16 protein-coding genes are annotated in these 18,582 nt (G+C 46.0%); 1 reads left to right on the forward strand and 15 read right to left on the reverse strand.

Going from position 1 to position 18,582, the window contains the following annotated elements:
* Positions 1-63 precede the first annotated feature (63 nt).
* The 9 genes from truD to rlmD all read right to left on the reverse strand — a co-directional run bounded on the left by truD (position 64) and on the right by rlmD (position 10,852).
* A complete protein-coding gene (gene truD / locus AB6E78_RS10525) occupies positions 64-1,110 on the reverse strand; it encodes a tRNA pseudouridine(13) synthase TruD (RefSeq protein WP_017059031.1) in 1,047 nt (348 codons plus the stop codon).
* A gap of 22 nt (positions 1,111-1,132) precedes the next feature.
* The gene (gene ispF, locus AB6E78_RS10530) at positions 1,133-1,612 is read right to left on the reverse strand and encodes a 2-C-methyl-D-erythritol 2,4-cyclodiphosphate synthase (RefSeq protein ID WP_004739053.1); all 480 of its coding nucleotides are present in this window, start codon (positions 1,610-1,612) and stop codon (positions 1,133-1,135) included.
* 2 nt (positions 1,613-1,614) lie between these two features.
* Positions 1,615-2,316 (reverse strand): 2-C-methyl-D-erythritol 4-phosphate cytidylyltransferase, encoded by a 702-nt coding sequence (gene ispD, locus AB6E78_RS10535; protein ID WP_017059032.1) that lies wholly within the window; start codon positions 2,314-2,316, stop codon positions 1,615-1,617.
* Entirely contained in the window at positions 2,316-2,597 is a 282-nt protein-coding gene (ftsB, locus tag AB6E78_RS10540) for a cell division protein FtsB (protein WP_010435786.1), read from the reverse strand. The genes ispD and ftsB overlap by 1 nt, the downstream gene beginning before the upstream one ends.
* A 401-nt stretch (positions 2,598-2,998) precedes the next feature.
* On the reverse strand, positions 2,999-4,297 hold the full coding sequence (gene eno / locus AB6E78_RS10545) for a phosphopyruvate hydratase (protein WP_017059033.1): 1,299 nt from the start codon (positions 4,295-4,297) through the stop codon (positions 2,999-3,001).
* An 81-nt stretch (positions 4,298-4,378) separates the two neighbouring features.
* Complete coding sequence (locus AB6E78_RS10550; RefSeq protein WP_372133416.1) at positions 4,379-6,019, reverse strand: CTP synthase; 1,641 nt, start codon at positions 6,017-6,019, stop codon at positions 4,379-4,381.
* A 150-nt stretch (positions 6,020-6,169) separates the two neighbouring features.
* Complete coding sequence (gene mazG / locus AB6E78_RS10555) at positions 6,170-6,967, reverse strand: nucleoside triphosphate pyrophosphohydrolase (protein ID WP_102428520.1); 798 nt, start codon at positions 6,965-6,967, stop codon at positions 6,170-6,172.
* Positions 6,968-7,175: 208 nt separating this feature from the next.
* Entirely contained in the window at positions 7,176-9,398 is a 2,223-nt protein-coding gene (gene relA, locus AB6E78_RS10560) for a GTP diphosphokinase (RefSeq protein ID WP_017059036.1), read from the reverse strand.
* A gap of 134 nt (positions 9,399-9,532) precedes the next feature.
* Positions 9,533-10,852: a 23S rRNA (uracil(1939)-C(5))-methyltransferase RlmD gene (gene rlmD, locus AB6E78_RS10565; RefSeq protein WP_136978438.1), complete on the reverse strand. Its 1,320-nt coding sequence runs from the start codon at positions 10,850-10,852 to the stop codon at positions 9,533-9,535.
* A 165-nt stretch (positions 10,853-11,017) separates the two neighbouring features.
* Here rlmD and barA point away from each other — a divergent pair, with 165 nt between their 5' ends.
* Positions 11,018-13,831 carry a two-component sensor histidine kinase BarA gene (gene barA, locus AB6E78_RS10570; protein ID WP_017059038.1) on the forward strand — a complete coding sequence of 938 codons (2,814 nt, stop codon included), beginning with the start codon at positions 11,018-11,020 and terminating at the stop codon, positions 13,829-13,831.
* Between the two features lie 125 nt (positions 13,832-13,956).
* Here barA and acpS read toward each other — a convergent pair whose 3' ends face one another.
* The 6 genes from acpS to lepB all read right to left on the reverse strand — a co-directional run bounded on the left by acpS (position 13,957) and on the right by lepB (position 18,536).
* Positions 13,957-14,337, reverse strand: coding sequence for a holo-ACP synthase (acpS, locus tag AB6E78_RS10575; RefSeq protein ID WP_017059039.1), 381 nt, complete (start codon positions 14,335-14,337; stop codon positions 13,957-13,959).
* A gap of 69 nt (positions 14,338-14,406) precedes the next feature.
* Complete coding sequence (gene pdxJ, locus AB6E78_RS10580) at positions 14,407-15,144, reverse strand: pyridoxine 5'-phosphate synthase (protein WP_017059040.1); 738 nt, start codon at positions 15,142-15,144, stop codon at positions 14,407-14,409.
* A complete protein-coding gene (gene recO, locus AB6E78_RS10585) occupies positions 15,141-15,869 on the reverse strand; it encodes a DNA repair protein RecO (RefSeq protein WP_019826299.1) in 729 nt (242 codons plus the stop codon). Before recO ends, pdxJ begins: the two co-directional genes overlap by 4 nt.
* A 102-nt stretch (positions 15,870-15,971) precedes the next feature.
* Entirely contained in the window at positions 15,972-16,943 is a 972-nt protein-coding gene (era, locus tag AB6E78_RS10590) for a GTPase Era (protein WP_017059042.1), read from the reverse strand.
* The gene (gene rnc, locus AB6E78_RS10595; RefSeq protein ID WP_017066012.1) at positions 16,936-17,613 is read right to left on the reverse strand and encodes a ribonuclease III; all 678 of its coding nucleotides are present in this window, start codon (positions 17,611-17,613) and stop codon (positions 16,936-16,938) included. The genes era and rnc overlap by 8 nt, the downstream gene beginning before the upstream one ends.
* A 26-nt stretch (positions 17,614-17,639) precedes the next feature.
* On the reverse strand, positions 17,640-18,536 hold the full coding sequence (gene lepB, locus AB6E78_RS10600; protein ID WP_017068697.1) for a signal peptidase I: 897 nt from the start codon (positions 18,534-18,536) through the stop codon (positions 17,640-17,642).
* Positions 18,537-18,582 lie beyond the last annotated feature (46 nt).

Below are 18,582 nucleotides of genomic sequence, written 5' to 3' on the forward strand. Positions count from 1 at the left end.
TTCCCATGCTAAGCCAAGTCACTTAAATTCCAATATCAAGTGACTCAGCTCCAAGCAGAATCGTTATTGCTCGTAGGTTCTCTCTACGTGTACTTCTTCAACCAATTCGCGAACGATCGCTGTTGCGAAACAACCCGCATCAAGAGAGAACTTAAGCGTGACATTATCTTCGTTCACTTCCCAAGTTAAGTCTGTTGGTTTCAGTGACGCTTCACGGCGATCATGACGCATACGGTTACCACGAATCAGAGCCATTAGATCCGGTTCAGCATCAAGGTGTTTCTGTTCTAGAGCTTGAGACTCATCAATCGTTGGTAAGGCATTATCGCCAGCCAAAGCAACAGTTATCAAAGCAGAACCGTTCGCAATGTCTTGGTTTACAGCTTCAATGTTGTCTGCTGTTACTGCCAGTTGAGCACCGTCTTTCACCACGATATCGCCAACCAATGCTGATGCAAACGCATCTTGCTCAATACGGTCTGAAAGGATCAGGTTGTAAATCCACGAACGAGCAGCAGAAAGGTACAAGCTGCGCTTATTCTGGTTACGAGTACGAACGTTATCGCGGCCCCAACGACGAGCTTCAGATAGGTTGTTACCTTCATTGCCAAAACGCTGAGCACCAAAGTAGTTTGGCACGCCCACTTGAGCGACTTTTTCCAAACGCTTGACCACATCATCGCAATCCGTTACTTCAGACAAGGTCAACTCAAATTGGTTGCCAACTAAATCGCCTGGACGTAACTTTTTGTTGTGTCGCGCTGTCGCTAAGATTTCAATGCTTGGGTATTGTGCTAAGAACCCTGAAAAGTCAGGCTCACCTTTCGGTAGGTGAACGCTCAACCACTGCTCTGTCACAGCGTGGCGGTCTTTCAAACCCGCCCAGCTCACGTCTTTCGACTTAACACCGCAAGCTTTAGCCAGCTCGTTTGCTACGAAGCTCGTGTTTTCACCAGTTTTACGAATACGAACCATTAGGTGCTCGCCTTCACCAGCAAACTCAAAACCCAAGTCTTCATTAACGACAAAGTGTTCGGCTTTTGCTTTTAGTTTTGCTTTCGCAGTTGGTTTACCGTTTAGATAAGCCAATGAAGATAAAATATCTGACATGCTGTTCTTTTCGTGTTGGTGCTTACGCACTTTTAGTAATTAGGACCACCGCTTCACATGCGATGCCCTCTTTGCGACCTGTAAAACCTAAACGCTCAGTGGTCGTCGCTTTTACATTCACATTGCTAATGCTGGTTTCTAGGTCTTGAGCAATAGCTTGGCACATAGAGTCTATATGAGGCGCCATCTTTGGAGCTTGCGCCATGATAGTAATATCGGCATTACCAATCACGTAACCTTGTTCTTTTACTCGACGGTAAACATCTTTCAGTAGCTCACGGCTATCCGCACCTTTCCATTCGTCATCGGTATCAGGGAAATGACGACCAATATCACCCGCAGCAATCGCACCCAATAGAGCGTCACACAACGCATGAAGGGCAACATCACCGTCTGAGTGTGCAATAAGACCTTGCTCGTAAGGGATGCTTACACCACCAATAATTACCGGGCCTTCACCACCAAACTTATGTACATCAAAGCCATGGCCAATACGAATCATCATTATTCCTTATTCTGACTTAAATAGAACTCAGCAAGCGCTAAATCTTCAGGCTGAGTAATCTTAAAATTATCTGAACGCCCTGCCACTAAAGCGGGCGATAAACCTTTCCATTCAAAGGCTGAGGCTTCATCAGTAATTGAAGCGCCTTGTTGCAACGCCTCACTTAATGCCTTCCACAGAGGCTTTGCTCTGAACATTTGCGGCGTAAGTGCATGCCATAAATCGGCACGCTCAACGGTATGCTCGATCTGCCCTTGGGCACCGCGCTTCATCGTGTCACGAACTGGAGCCGCTAAAATAGCGCCCACATCATGGCTCATCGCGCCGGAAATTAGCTTGTCGATATCACTTAGCTGAACACACGGCCTTGCCGCATCGTGAACCATTACCCAATCACTAAGCTGCTGCTCAGCGATATAGTTTAGCGCAGAGAGTACAGAGTCCGCTCGCTCGCTTCCGCCTGACACTCTGATCACTTGCGGGTTCAGGTTGAGTGCTAGATCAGGGTAGTATGGGTCATCATCGCTGATCGCAACGACAATTTGAGCGACTTGTGGGTGAGACAGTAATTTCTCAATGGTGTGCTCTAAAATTGTTTTGTCGTGAATCTTGAGATATTGCTTAGGGCGGTCTGCCTTCATTCGGCTACCGACGCCCGCCGCAGGTACAACGGCAATCACGCTTTGAAGTTGAGTCGACATTAATGGGATTCCTCACCAATGATGCGATAAAACGTTTCACCTTCTTTGACCATTCCAAGTTCATGACGTGCGCGTTCTTCTATCGCGTCTAAGCCTTGGCGTAGATCGTCAATTTCAGCAAACATTTCTGCATTTCGAATATGCAGCTTTTCATTTACTTGCTGTTGAACTTGGATTTCGTTGTTCACACCGTAGTAATCAGAGATACCATTTTTACCGAGCCACAGTGTGTGTTGTAGCCAGCCAAACACTATGAGCAGTACTAAAGCAAAAATTCGCATAACACCTTTCGCCGGTTGAAAAAGAAGGAACTAGAATAAGGCACATATATACCATAATGAGCTTATTGGTGCGAGATATGTGGTGTCAGGGAATCAATAAGTCGGGGAGTCATTGTCAGGAAAACAATGAGATTCCCTACTCCTTCCTTCGTCAGTCTAGGGAATGACGAACTTTATATGTGACAAGGAGGAGCTTTAGAGCCTAGAGCTTCTTTCATTCAGTTTTCTACAGACAAAAAAATGCCCCGCATAAGCGAGGCATTCAAAAGTATTAGTGCATAATTCTAACTAGTTGGTGCTGTAGCAAGGCAACAAAGAAGATTCAGCTATGGAGCATAGTTTCCTATGTGACTTAGTGAATCTTCTGCAGTTAACGCAGCTACAGTGCCAAATAGGACGAATTATTGACCTTTAACTTCTTTAAGACCGTTGTAAGGAGCTTTAGAACCTAGAGCTTCTTCGATACGGATAAGTTGGTTGTACTTAGCAACACGGTCAGAACGGCTCATAGAACCAGTTTTGATTTGACCTGCAGCTGTACCTACCGCTAGATCAGCGATAGTTGCATCTTCAGTTTCGCCAGAACGGTGAGAGATTACTGCAGTGTAGCCAGCGTCTTTAGCCATCTTGATAGCAGCTAGAGTCTCTGTTAGAGAACCGATTTGGTTGAACTTGATAAGGATAGAGTTAGCTACGCCTTTCTCGATACCTTCAGCAAGAATCTTAGTGTTTGTAACGAACAGATCGTCACCAACGATTTGAAGCTTGTCGCCTAGAAGTTCAGTTTGGTGCTTGAAGCCATCCCAATCTGACTCGTCAAGACCGTCTTCGATAGAAACGATTGGGAAGTTGTTCGCTAGCTCAGCTAGGTAGTGGTTGAACTCTTCAGAAGTGAAAGTTTTACCTTCGCCCTTCATGTTGTAGATGCCAGCTTCTTTGTCGAAGAACTCAGATGCTGCACAGTCCATAGCAAGAGTAACGTCTTTACCTAGTTCGTAACCAGCAGCTGCAACAGCTTCTGCGATAACTTCTAGAGCTTCAGCGTTAGACTTAAGGTTAGGAGCGAAACCACCTTCATCACCAACTGCAGTGCTGTAGCCTTTAGACTTAAGAACTTTAGCTAGGTTGTGGAATACTTCAGCGCCGATACGTAGACCTTCTTTAAGAGTTTTAGCGCCAACTGGTTGGATCATGAACTCTTGGATGTCAACGTTGTTATCTGCGTGCTCACCACCGTTGATGATGTTCATCATTGGTAGAGGCATAGAGAACTGACCAGCAGTACCGTTTAGCTCAGCGATGTGCTCGTACAGAGGCATGCCTTTCGCAGCAGCAGCAGCTTTTGCGTTAGCTAGAGATACAGCTAGGATAGCGTTCGCGCCGAACTTAGACTTGTTATCAGTACCGTCTAGGTCAAGCATGATTTGGTCAACGTCAGCTTGTGCTTTAGCGTCAGTACCAACTAGAGCTTCAGCGATTGGGCCGTTTACAGCTTCAATAGCTTTAAGAACACCTTTACCTAGGAAACGTGATTTGTCGCCGTCACGTAGCTCAAGAGCTTCGCGAGAACCAGTAGATGCGCCAGATGGAGCAGCAGCCATACCTACGAAACCGCCTTCTAGGTGTACTTCAGCTTCTACAGTTGGGTTACCACGTGAATCGATGATTTCACGACCTAGAACTTTAACGATCTTAGACATTGAATGTTTCCTTCTCGTTGAATATATAAATGTCAAATTTAAAGGTAGCAGCACAACTTACGCAGCTACCTGTATTCCTTTTTACTTCTCTAACTCGCCGCGCTGGAACTCACCAGCCGCTTTAACGAAACCTGCAAACAATGGGTGACCATCGCGAGGTGTTGAAGTGAACTCTGGGTGGAATTGAGCAGCAACGAACCATGGGTGGTTCGGGTTCTCAATAACTTCAACCAGTTTCTTGTCCGCAGATAGACCCGATACTTTTAGGCCCGCTTTTTCGATTTGTGGACGAAGATTGTTGTTCACTTCGTAACGGTGACGGTGACGTTCATGGATCGTCGCGCTACCGTATAATTCGTAAGCTTTCGTCCCTTTCGCTAGGTGACAAAGCTGTGAACCAAGACGCATTGTGCCGCCAAGGTCAGATGTTTCTGTACGCTCTTCAACTTTACCTTCGCCATCAGTCCACTCAGTGATAAGACCAACAACTGGGTACTTAGTTTTAGTACAGAATTCAGAAGAGTGTGCCCCTTCCATTTTCGCAACGTTACGAGCGTACTCGATAAGTGCTACTTGCATACCTAGACAGATACCTAAGTACGGTACTTTGTTTTCACGAGCGTATTGAGCAGCAAGAATCTTACCTTCAACACCACGGTCACCAAAGCCACCAGGAACTAGGATTGCATCTAGGCCTTCTAAAACTTCTACGCCACGAGACTCAACGTCTTGTGAATCTACGTATTTAATATGAACGCTTAGGCGATTTTTCAAGCCCGCGTGTTTTAGCGCTTCATTTACTGATTTGTATGCGTCTGGTAGTTCAATGTACTTACCAACCATACCAATCGTCACTTCACCCGTTGGGTTAGCTTCTTCGTAAATTACTTGTTCCCATTCAGACAGGTCTGCTTCTGGAGCTGTGATGCCGAAACGCTTACATACAAGTTCATCAGTACCTTGAGCTTTAATAAGCTGAGGGATCTTGTAGATAGAGTCAACATCGCGCATAGAAATAACTGCATTTTCTTGCACATTACAGAACAGAGCAATTTTCTTACGCTCGTTCGAAGGAATGTTGCGGTCTGAACGACAAACTAGGATGTCTGGCTGAATACCAATAGACAGTAGCTCTTTTACAGAGTGTTGCGTTGGCTTAGTTTTCACTTCGCCCGCAGCTGCTAGGTATGGCACTAGAGTAAGGTGCATGAACATTGCGCGTTCACGGCCTAGTTCTACTGCTAGCTGACGAATCGCTTCCATGAATGGTAGAGATTCGATATCACCAACCGTACCACCAACTTCAACGATCGCGATATCGTGGCCAGCTGCGCCAGAAATTACACGCTCTTTGATAGAGTTAGTGATGTGTGGGATAACCTGAATAGTTGCACCTAGGTAATCACCGCGACGCTCTTTTGCTAGTACGTCTGAGTAAACACGACCTGCAGTGAAGTTGTTACGCTTAGTCATCTTGGTGCGAATGAATCGCTCATAGTGACCAAGGTCAAGGTCTGTTTCAGCGCCATCTTCCGTAACGAACACTTCACCGTGCTGAGTCGGGCTCATAGTGCCTGGATCAACGTTGATGTAAGGGTCAAGCTTCATCATAGTCACTTTAAGACCACGAGCTTCTAAAATAGCCGCAAGAGATGCTGCAGCAATACCTTTACCTAGAGAGGATACAACCCCGCCAGTAACAAAAATGTAATTTGTCGTCATGTTTAACCTGAAATTGGTTGAATGAGGGAAATGGACTACTTCTGGACGGGATGAAAATATACCAGAAGCCCCTTATCGCCACAACGTGAAATCTATCACACTGCTATTTTTTATTTTTTGCTTCAAATCAATTCATGATAAAAGCTTTGGTTATCTTTTCTCCGCCACTTTGACTTCACCCCACATGGAATCAAGCTGTTGTAGTGAAAAATCGGTCAAATTTTTACCTTGCTGACGAACTTTTTGTTCCACCCCTTTAAAGCGACGCGAAAACTTGAGATTGGCTTTATTGAGTGCCGATTCTGGGTTTTTACCTAAATGTCGTACCAAATTGACCGTCGCAAACAGCAAGTCTCCCAACTCTTCTTCAACCAAATCTTCATTTGGCGTCACTTGAAGTGCCTCTTCGAGCACCTCATCGACTTCCTCTAAAACCTTATTAGCCACTGGGCCAATAGAGTCCCAATCAAAGCCATATTTCGCGACCTGCTTTTGAATTTTTGTAGCACGCGAAAGTGCAGGTAGAGAGTTTGGTATTGAGTCTAGAATACTTTCTTGAGTTTTGCCTGCTTGTGCTTTTTCTTTGGCTTTTTCCGCTTCCCAATTGGCATTGATTTCTTCATCACTGGCAAACTCAGTATCAGAGAACACATGCGGGTGACGGCGTGTTAGCTTTTCGTTAATGCCATCAACCACATCAGAGAACTCAAACAACCCCTGTTCTTTCGCTAACTGGCTATAGAAGATCACCTGAAACAACAAGTCACCCAACTCTTCTTGTAGGTTCGGCCAATCTTTGTTGTGAATCGCATCCACCACTTCGTACGTCTCTTCGATAGTATGCGGGACAATTGTTTCAAAATTTTGTTTTAAATCCCAAGGACAGCCACCTTCTGGATCGCGCAGCTTAGTCATAATTTGTTCTAGTTGTTCAATCGGGTGGCTCATGGTGCTTTCCTATTATTCTGTTTGATTGTTTTAATCTAATTCTTTTCTTAAAACTAAAAAAGGTGAGCAGCCAAAACCACTCACCTTTCTATTTTTCGTCATCTCCAAGAGTGAAGTATGAGCGAGTTGGGGATCTCAAACCGCTTGGCGAGATTCCCTATCACGTTCGTCCCTCACTGTAGGGAATGACATAAATGACACAAAAGGATCATCCAAGTCTCTTAACGCTCATTACATCTTTGATTTGTTCTACTCGGCTGGTAACGCGACTCAGAATTTCAATATTGGTCACTTCCAAATCGAAATCCATTACCGATAGCTGACGCTTGTAGTCGATGCGGCTCTTCATTGTGGTCACGCTGATCTTTTCATTCGAGAACAGTGAGGTGATGTCTTTCAACAAGCCATTACGTTCTAGCGCTTCAACACGCAGCGTTAGGATGTATGAACCGACAAAGCCATTACCCCAAACGGTATCAATGATACGTTCTGGCGCATGCACGCTTAGCTCGCCTAGCTGTTCACAGTCAGCGCGGTGCACTGAGATACCACGACCTTGAGTGATGTAACCTTTAATCACATCACCTGGGATTGGCTGACAGCAACGCGCTAGGTGCGTCATTAGGTTATCAACGCCCTCAACCACTACCGCATCTTTCTTCGGACGACTCTGTTGTGCCGGCTTGTTTTCCGACTCAAGCAGTTTCTCTAGCGCTTTCTTGTCTTCTTCTTCCGCCGTTGGCTTATTCACTAGCGCATTGATGTGATTAACCACTTGGTTAATACGCAAGTCGCCACTACCAATACCTGCATAGAGTTCGTCTGGCGTATTCACGTTAAAGCGTTTTAGTGCGTATTGATCAGCATCTTTTAGGGTTGCGCCTACTTTCGCTAGCTCAACTTCCAGGATATCACGACCCGCTTCTAGGTTTTTCTCACGGCTTTGTGCGCGGAACCAAGCGTTGATTTTCGCTCGAGCTCGACCAGAATGAACAAAACCTGTGGTTGGATTTAACCAGTCACGAGATGGGTTCGGCTCTTTCTGCGTGATGATCTCAACTTGATCGCCCATCGATAGTTTATGAGTGAACGGTACGATACGCCCCGCTACTTTGGCACCGATACAGCGGTGTCCGACCATCGAGTGGATGTGGTAGGCGAAATCCAACGGGGTTGCGCCCATTGGTAAGTCGACCACGTCACCACGTGGAGTAAATGCGTATACACGGTCATCGAAGACTTGGCTACGTACCTCATCCAGCATCTCGCCAGAGTCCGACATCTCTTCTTGCCAGTCGATAAGTTTACGCAACCAAGTGATTTTCTCATCGTAGCCACTACGGCCGCTTGAAGCTCCTTCTTTGTACTTCCAGTGCGCCGCCACACCAAGCTCAGAGTCTTCGTGCATTTGCTTAGTACGGATCTGAATCTCAATGGTCTTGCCTTCAGGGCCAAGTACTACGGTATGAATCGACTGGTAACCATTTGGCTTAGGGTTCGCCACATAGTCATCAAATTCGCTCGGGAGGTGCTTGTATTTAGTGTGTACCACCCCAAGGCCGGCGTAACAGTCTTGCAGCTGGTCAGCGATAATACGTACTGCTCGTACGTCAAAAAGCTCATCGAAGGCTAAGCCTTTCTTCTGCATTTTGCGCCAGATACTGTAGATGTGTTTTGGTCGGCCACTCACTTCAGCATTGATGTTTGAACGCTGCATTTCTGCGGTTAAATCATCAACGAAATCTGTGATGTATTGTTCACGAACGATACGACGCTCAGACAGCTGTTTTGCAATCTGCTTGTAGGTATCTGGTTGTTGGTAGCGGAATGCGTAATCTTCGATTTCCCACTTAAGTTGGCCGATACCTAAACGGTTTGCCAGTGGGGCATAGATGTTAGAACACTCTTTTGCGGCCGCGCGACGCACAGCATCAGGCGCTTTTTTTACCTCGATAAGGTTACAGATTCGTTCAGCGAGTTTGATGACTACGCAGCGGAAATCATCGACCATAGCCAGTAGCATGCGTCGAACGTTATCAACTTGACCCGAGGCAGCACTGCCTTCAAGGGTCACGTTTAACTGGCCTAAGGCCGCCATTTCTTCAACGCCATCGATCAACTTTACGGTTTCTTTACCGTAGCTTTCTTCAAACGCTTCGCGCTCAAAAACGCCGCTTGAGACGACGGGGAAAAGTTGTGCAGCAATTAAAGTGGCACGGTCCATGGACAAGGTGACCAAGATTTCGATCATCTCACGGCCACGCCAAAGCAAGAGCGATGCTTGCTCGTGATCTTTTAAAAGTTCTTCACAGTGACGATAAACTTTAATCAGTTTATTCGAGGTTTTTGCGTCTTGATTCAATGACGCAATCCAACTTTCTAGCTCAAACTGTTCGCTTGGGTTTAAATGTGCGCTTCGTACCGCAACCATCATGCCTTCCTAGTTATTATGTTTTATACCCAATTCAATATGACTAACTGGTTCCAAGTTAGTTCGACCATATTGATATCAGCGCAGGCTTCCCTGCGCCTTTGTGATTCATTTGAAGCCTTGTTTAAGGGCCTCTAAGCCTTGATAAAGAGAGCCATCGATTCTAGATGACTGGTGTGTGGGAACATGTCCAACATACCCAGTTTGGCTAATTGATAGCCTTGTTTTTCTAAGCTCTCAGAATCTCTAGCTAGAGTAGCAGGATTACACGAAACATAAACCACACGCTTCGCTCCTAACGCTGAAATTTGATCAACGATCCCACTCGCTCCCGCACGTGCCGGGTCAAGCAATACTTTATCGAATTTCTCTTTTGCCCAAGGCTGTGAAGATAAGTCTTCTTCAAGGTTAGCTTGGTAAAATTCCGTATTGCTTAACTGGTTTAACGCTGCATTAGATGCGGCTTGCTGAACCATTTCATCAACGCCTTCTACACCAACCACAAACGCCGATTGTTGCGCGATAGGCAGACTAAAGTTACCGAGACCACAAAACAGGTCTAGCACTCGCTCATCCGCTTGAGGTTCTAGCCACTCAATCGCTTGAGCCACCATCTGCTGATTCACTTTCTGGTTTACTTGGATAAAGTGGTTTGGCTCAAACGGTAACGTCACGCCAGTTTCGCTGTAGCTAGGCGCATCACCAACCAGACGGGCCAACTTATCGGTTTCAGGCATCGAGTACAGCGTAGCGCCTTCTTCTTTTGCTAACGCAATCAGCGCTTGCTCATCTTTTTCAACTAAAGGCTTAAGGTGACGTAGAACCATAACAGGGCCAGTATCGCCCAACACCAATTCAACGTGTCCTAAAGACGTAAGGCTGTTGAAAGTGTTCAGTAAATTTTTCAGTTTTGGCAGCAACACATTAAGGCGAGGATCAAGCACGGCACAGTCGGTGATGTTTTCAATCTGCTTACTCTGCTTCTTACGGAAACCGAATTGAAGCTGTTGTGTCTTCTTATCAACAAATAGGCTGATACGTGCGCGACGTCGATAACCGGTTTCATCACCGACAATAGGTTGTGCAACTTCAGTGTTCGCCGTTTGGTATTGGCTCATCAGGTGCGTCAGAGATTGCGATTTATGCTCAACCTGAGAAGAGTAACCTAGGTGTTGAAGGTGACAGCCACCACACTGATTAAAGTGCTTACAAAACGGCTTTAAACGCTGCTCGCTCGGCTTCAATAACTTGATGAGTTTAGCTCGCGAAAACTTACTTTTGCTCTCAGTAAGTTGAATAACCACCTGCTCACCGGGCAATGCGCCATCAATGAAAACCGGTTTATTCTTTTGATAAGCGATGCCAGCGCCATTGTGATCCATTCGTTCAACCAAAACCGATTGATGCTTGGTCTCGAGTTGAGTTTTCTTTTTTGGTTGGAAAAAACGTGCCATTGCTTGTGCCTAATGTATCTTTTAATAAGTAATTGGTATCCAGGACTCACTATTATGTCTTGGAATCATTGTCGAACGTCACGGCTTTGATTAAGCTTACCGTTCACTTAACCGCCATTGTGTGCGTTATTTTCCCATATCCAGACCTCGATGTAATTAAAGAACATGACCAGATATGGCTTAAGAGCCCGTGTAATTACCTTAACTCTAGCTCCAACCCTGATTATTGGGTTGCTATTGAGTGCATTTTTCTCATTTAACCGCTATCAAGACCTTGAAGGTCAAGTGGTTAACACTGGTACTAGCATCATTGAGCCACTTGCGATTACGAGTGAATCAGGCATGAAGCTCGAAAGTCGAGAGTCTGTTCGTCAGCTTATTAGCTATGCGCATCGAAAGAATTCTAAGCTAGTGCGCAGTATCGCGGTGTTTGATGAGCGTCATGAGTTGTTTGTAACCTCAAACTTCCACCCCGATTTTGAAAGCCTGACCTACCCCAAAGATAAACCGATCCCGCATTTAAGCTCATCGAACCTTCTCGATAATACGCTGATTCTGCGGACACCTATCATCGCCGAAGGCCAGTACATCAATTCAGCCAACGGTCAGTCTCAAGCTAATCAAGCGATCGGCTACATTGCGATTGAATTAGATCTTTCATCACTTCGATTGCAGCAATATCAAGAAGTGTTCTCTGCATTCTTAGTGTTGATTCTCGGGCTTGGTTTATCGGGCGTGTTTGCGTTCCGCTTAATGCACGATGTAACTCAACCGATCACACACATGAAAAACATGGTCGACCGAATTCGTCGAGGTCACCTAGATGTGCGTATCGAAGGTAAGATGCATGGTGAGCTAGACTCGCTGAAAAACGGTATCAATGCGATGGCGGTATCGCTATCAGAGTATCACGTCGAGATGCAGCACAGTATCGACCAGGCCACATCAGATTTGCGTGAAACTCTTGAACAGCTAGAGATTCAAAACGTTGAGTTAGACATCGCGAAGAAACGCGCTCAAGAAGCGGCTCGTGTTAAGTCTGAGTTCTTAGCGAATATGTCTCACGAATTGAGAACGCCGCTGAACGGTGTGATTGGCTTTACTCGTCAAATGCTCAAGACTCACCTATCGAACAGTCAAACCGATTACCTGCAAACCATTGAACGCTCGGCAAACAACCTGCTTAGCATCATCAACGATATCTTGGACTTCTCGAAACTTGAAGCCGGTAAATTAGCCCTAGAGAACATCCCATTTGAATTCCAAGCCAGCCTTGAAGAGGTAGTAAACCTTCAAGCAACCAACGCTCATGAGAAAGGCCTAGAACTGACACTGAAGATCGACCCTAAAGTACCGCCAGGTGTGGTGGGCGATCCACTGCGTATTCAGCAGATCCTAACCAACCTAGTGGGTAACTCAATCAAGTTTACCGAGCGCGGCAATATTGATATCAGCGTTGAGCTGCGTTCACAAAGCGAAGACAACATCGAGCTGCAGTTCATGGTTCGCGATACGGGTATTGGTATCTCGGAGCGTCAACAAGCTCAGCTGTTCCAAGCCTTCAGCCAAGCCGATGCAAGTATCTCTCGTCGCTATGGTGGTACAGGCTTAGGTCTGGTTATCACCCAAAAACTGGTCAGCCAAATGGGCGGAGAGATCAGCCTAACCAGTCGTCTTCACCAAGGCTCTACCTTCTGGTTCACCTTGAGACTATCAACGACTGATATGCCGATGACAGAGCTGATTGAGACGCAGTGTCTGCAAGACAAACAACTGCTGCTTATCGAGCCAAACATGCAAGCGGCATCGATTACTCAGCAAATCCTAACCCAAGAAGGCTTAGTGGTAACGTATCGTTCGGTGATGCCAGATGAGACGACCTCGTATGACTACGTTCTGCTTAACCTAGCCGCCAACCAAGAGTATCAATTTGATACTGTGAGTGGTTGGGCGATCGGTGCGAAGAAGATTGCTCAAAACGTGATTATTGGTACACCAAGTACCGAGCTAGCGTTGGGTGAGCAACTAATGAAAGAGGTCGATGTTCAGTGCATCACCAAGCCTCTTTCTCGTAAGAAGTTGCTGCAAACTCTGGTATCGAATCAGGCACCTACCTTGATTGCACCAGCGATTGAAACGCATTCTGAAGAGAAGTTACCGCTTACTGTGATGGCAGTAGACGACAACCCAGCCAACCTTAAGTTGATTACCGCGCTGCTTAAAGAGCGTGTAGAAACCGTCATCAGTTGTACCAGTGGTCAGCAGGCGATAGACAAAGCGACAGAGACGCCATTTGATATCATCTTCATGGATATTCAAATGCCACAGATGGACGGTGTAACCGCTTGTCAGAACATCAAAAAACTGGCGAACAATGCGAATACACCTGTAATTGCCGTGACCGCACATGCAATGATTGGCGAACGAGATCGACTGCTTGAAGCGGGCATGGATGACTACCTAACCAAACCTATTGAAGAGCATGTTTTACAGCAGGTTCTGATTCATTGGAGCTCGACCTCTGAGGTTGAGCTCATCGAAAAAATAGATCCAGACCACCCAGCGGTCTCTGCTGAAGTCGACAACGGTCCGGTGTCAGAAACTGAAGCCAGCGTGCACACAAACATCATCATTGATTGGCAAGCTGCGATGAAACAAGCCGCCAATAAAGAAGACCTCGCACGCGATATGCTGCAAATGCTCGTCGACTTTATTCCAGAGGTGTATGAGGCAGCAGACAAAGCGATAGAAGACAGTGACTATCCAGTTGAAGAGCTGATACACATCATTCACAAGATGCATGGCAGCAGCTCGTACAGCGGCGTACCAAGGCTAAAATCGGTATGTGCGACAATAGAGAAAGAGCTGCGTTCAGGTACTTCTGTTGAAGACATTGAACCTGAGCTTTTCGAGCTTCAGGATGAATTAGATAAGGTTCAAGCAACCGCGATTCACTACTTGAAACAGGCGAAGGCCTAGCGGGTACTTGTTACTCACTAGTATTCTTTAGAGGGTTTACCCGCCAATAAAAAAGCAGAGCTCATGAGCTCTGCTTTTTTCTGTCTAGAGCCAAGAGCACTAGATATAAAGTCGCGATAATCTGTTTACGATTCGAGTAACACCGTTGCCACAGCGTAGTGACGCTCATCCGAGATAGTCAGATGAATCGATGTTGTGCCATTCGCCTCTGCGATTTCACGCGCTTTCTTGTGTAAGCTCAATACTGGCTTACCATGCTCATCGTTTGAAATCTCAAAGTCGTGGAAGGTAACACCCAGCGCAATCCCCGTACCTAACGCCTTAGATGCAGCTTCTTTAGCAGCAAAACGTTTTGCAAGGTAACGGCCTTTTTGCTTCAACTGTTGGAATACTTCAAACTCAGAATCCGTCAAAATACGCTGAGCAAAAGCGTCGCCACTTCGCGACAGCGCCTTCTCGACACGTTCGATTTCTGCGATATCTGTACCTAATCCAACAACTGCCATGTTTCCTCTACTACTTAACTTCTGTCTAATGATTAACTGTACATCGCTTAGTGCCGACGACTTGCCGAACTAAGCGTTGTTACGTGCTGTTTCCATGATTGCTTTCATGTCTGCAACGGCTTTGTTTAAGCCATCAAACACTGCACGTCCCATGATCGAGTGACCGATGTTCAGCTCGTAGATCTCTGGAAGTGCCGCAATCGGTGCTACGTTGTGGTAAGTCAGACCATGACCCGCATTGACTGTGATACCTAAGTCATCTGCATAGCTTGCGCCTGCTGCGATCTTCTTAAGCTCGTCTTGTTGATCTTCTTCTGTCTTAGCATCAGCATAGTGACCCGTGTGCAGTTCAATGAACGGTGCGCCACACGCTTTTGCAGCATCGATTTGCTCACGGTCAGCATCGATAAACAGAGATACCTTGATACCTGCTGCAGACAGTTTTTGTGTCGCCGCTTTGATCTTCTCTAGTTGACCAACTACGTCCAAGCCACCTTCAGTGGTTAGCTCTTCACGTTTTTCAGGAACCAGACAAACAAACTCAGGATTAGTATCGAGTGCAATTTGAACCATCTCGTCCGTTACGGCCATCTCCAAGTTCATGCGAGTTTGAAGTGTTTCAGCCAGAATACGCACATCGCGATCAACGATGTGACGACGGTCTTCACGCAGGTGAATAGTAATGCCATCTGCACCAGCACGTTCAGCGATTTCAGCTGCGTGTACTGGATCTGGGTATTTAGTACCACGTGCATTACGTAGTGTTGCAATATGGTCGATATTAACGCCTAAAAGGATTGAGCTCATTTTCCAATACTCCGTGCTCTGGAGAGGGCTATTGTTGGCATAAATAGCTCTCTACTTTTTAATGGTTTGCCGCCAAGATACGGCTTTAAGGCTATGCGTGTAAAGCGTTTTGCCGCTTTTAACTGCTCTTTAGTGATAAACCTACGTTCGCTGATTGCAATAAGTTCATCGCCCATAAAAGTCAGGTTATCTCGACGTACTGAAGCGATGAAACCTTTCTGCTCTCGATAGCGATAAGTCATGCTCGGATCAATCGCTTCGCCAGTGCCCGCGCAGTGTAAAAAGTCGACGCCGTAACCCATAGCAGATAATAGAGCCAGCTCAAAGCGACGCAGTGCTGGCTCAGGATTATCATTATGCGCCAGCTCTGTTAAAGCATGAAGATAGTCGTGAAAAAGTGCAGGCATCGGTACTTCCGCCATCAATACCCGACCGATAAGCTCGTTCACGTACATGCCTGAATACAGATTAATACCGGCGAGAGGGAGCCCCAAGCTGATGGGTTCAGCTTGGCGTAAGGTTTTCATCGAACCATTACCAGACCACTTAAGCAATAGCGGCGTAAAAGGTTGTAATGCACCTTTCAAATTGGAACGCTTGCTGCGAGCGCCTTTAGACATCAACGTCACCCGACCGAACTCTTCGCTGAAGACGTCCAAGATCAGGCTCGACTCACTGTATGGTCGACGGTGCAACACAAAGCATCGCTGTAACCCTTCGCTCAATCACTTACCCTTATTACAGATACAAAAAGAGAGAGTTCGCACTCTCTCTTGGATTTATCTTCAGTTCAACTTTCTTAATCTCAGAAAGTGACGTTCAATATATTATAGATCGTCGATGTAGCCTAACGAGCGAAGTGCACGCTCATCATCAGCCCAGCCAGATTTAACCTTGACCCAAGTCTCTAGGTAAACCTTACGGCCGAATAGCTCTTCCATATCGATACGCGCTTCACGACCAATCGTTTTGATCTTCTCGCCCGCTTTACCAATCACCATTTTCTTCTGGCCTGTACGCTCAACAAGAATCAGTGCATTGATGTGGAAGCCATCGTTATCTGGGTTGTAATCGAAACGTTCGATTTCAACCGTTACCGAGTAAGGTAGCTCGTCACCCGTAAAGCGCATCAGCTTTTCACGGATAATTTCAGAGGCCATAAAACGTTGCGAGCGATCAGTCACGTATTCTTCAGGGAAGTGGTGTGTCGCTTTAGGTAAATGTTCACGTACGTGCTTACGCAGTACATCAATATTTTTACCTTGCTTCGCTGAGATTGGCACTACATCAATGAAGTCCATCTTCTTAGAGACTTCCATCATGTGCTGCATCACGTTAGTACGGTCTTGAACGTTATCTACTTTGTTGATGCAAAGTACAACTGGGAAGTCAGTCTTCTTCAGTTTGTTCAGAACCATCTCATCGTCGTCAGTCCAGTGAGTACCATCGACAAGGAAGAATACTAGGTTTACATCACTCAATGAGCTGTTCGCCGCACGGTTCATCAAGCGGTTGATGGCACGCTTTTCTTCAATATGAAGTCCAGGAGTATCAACAAAGATCGCTTGGTAATCACCCTCAGTTTCAACGCCCATAATACGGTGACGTGTCGTCTGTGGTTTACGTGATGTAATAGAAATCTTCTGACCCAGAATATGGTTCAGAAGCGTCGACTTACCTACATTTGGGCGACCGACAATAGCGATGAAGCCACAGTGTTGGTTTTCCGGTAGGCCTGTTTTTTTGCTATCAGATGAAAAGAATGCATCGATATCGAAATCTTGGTTGTTATCAGACATTGCTTAGTTGCTCTAATGCTGTTTCAGCAGCCGCTTGTTCTGCCTTGCGGCGGCTAGTGCCTTTACCGATAACAGGTTTATCCACACCTGCCACTTCACACTCAACCGTAAACTCTTGGTTGTGTGCTTCACCTTTAATATTAGTTACTGTGTAGACAGGTAGAGGATTTCTTCGACCTTGCAAAAACTCTTGTAGGCGAGTTTTCGGATCTTTTTGAGATACTCCAGGCTGAATAGCATCTAGGCGAGATTGGTACCAGCTTAAAATAATGCCGCGAACCGTCTCGGTATCACTATCTAAATAGACAGCGCCGATGACCGCTTCAACCGCATCCGCTAGAATAGAATCACGACGGAAACCGCCACTCTTCAACTCACCTGGACCTAATTTTAAGTAATCTCCTAGTTCGAATTCACGACCTAGTTCTGCCAATGTATGACCACGTACTAATGTTGCGCGCATGCGGCTCATATCACCTTCGTTTACCTTAGGAAAACGGTGGTAAAGATCATCAGCGATAACAAAACTTAAAATTGAATCGCCCAGAAACTCAAGACGTTCGTTATGTTTACCTGCGGCGCTGCGGTGAGTCAGCGCCAAGTGGATAAGATCGGCATCATTAAACTGATAGCCAATCTTTCTCTCTAGTTTATCAATTGGAGAATTCATGCTCTCTCGATGTGTTATGTGATCGATTAATGAATCCCACCGATGCGATTAAAACGCACACCAGTAGGAATCCATGTTGGAAGTACACTGTCTGAACCGCGTTCGAATTCGAAGCTGATCCAAATAGCAACGGCCTTACCAACAAGGTTTGCTTCAGGGACAAAGCCCCAGTAACGGCTATCGGCACTGTTGTCACGGTTATCACCCATCACAAAGTACTGGCCTTCTGGAACGACCCATTCGTTAACACCATTGCGAGGCTGATATGCTTGCACACGATCGCGGCGCAATGGGTTAACTAAAATCTGGTGTTCTACGTCTCCAAGCTGTTCGTTCAGCTGAATCAGAGGCACACCATCTTGAATAAATTGGCTCTCTTCAACATTACTTAGTTTCACTGGTTCACAGCTACTTGTACCCTTCGCCTGAATGCAGATCTCTTTACGACTGCTGTAGCGAATGGTGTCACCTGGCATACCAACAACACGCTTGATGTAGTCGATGTTAGGCTGAGGTGGGTACTTAAATACGATTGAATCACCACGCTCTGGCTTGCCCGTTTCTACCAGTTGAGTGCGCCATACTGGGTCTTTTAGACCGTACGCGTACTTCTCTACCAAGATGAAGTCACCAACCAAAAGCGTTGGCATCATCGAGCCAGAAGGGATTTGAAACGGTTCATAAATAAATGAACGCAGAACCAAAACAAATGCAATTACCGGGAAAATGGACACACTGTTCTCAACCCACCAAGGTTGAGCCGTAACTTTTGCGCTAGTTTCAGCGTCTAGGCCATTCGATTGTGCTTCAACGTCAGCAAGCTTTTGCTGGCGCTTCTTCGCCCACACAAACTTTTCCAACGCCCATACAATGCCGGTCACTAGAGTTACGATCACTAAGATAAGCGAAAATGTATTAGCCATTGATATCCCTTAAATTTCATTTCTTTAAAAATAACGAAAGTGAAAG

It is taken from the genome of Vibrio sp. 10N.247.310.98, from assembly GCF_041467395.1.
In the GTDB taxonomy this organism is placed as follows: Bacteria; Pseudomonadota; Gammaproteobacteria; order Enterobacterales; family Vibrionaceae; genus Vibrio; species Vibrio crassostreae_C.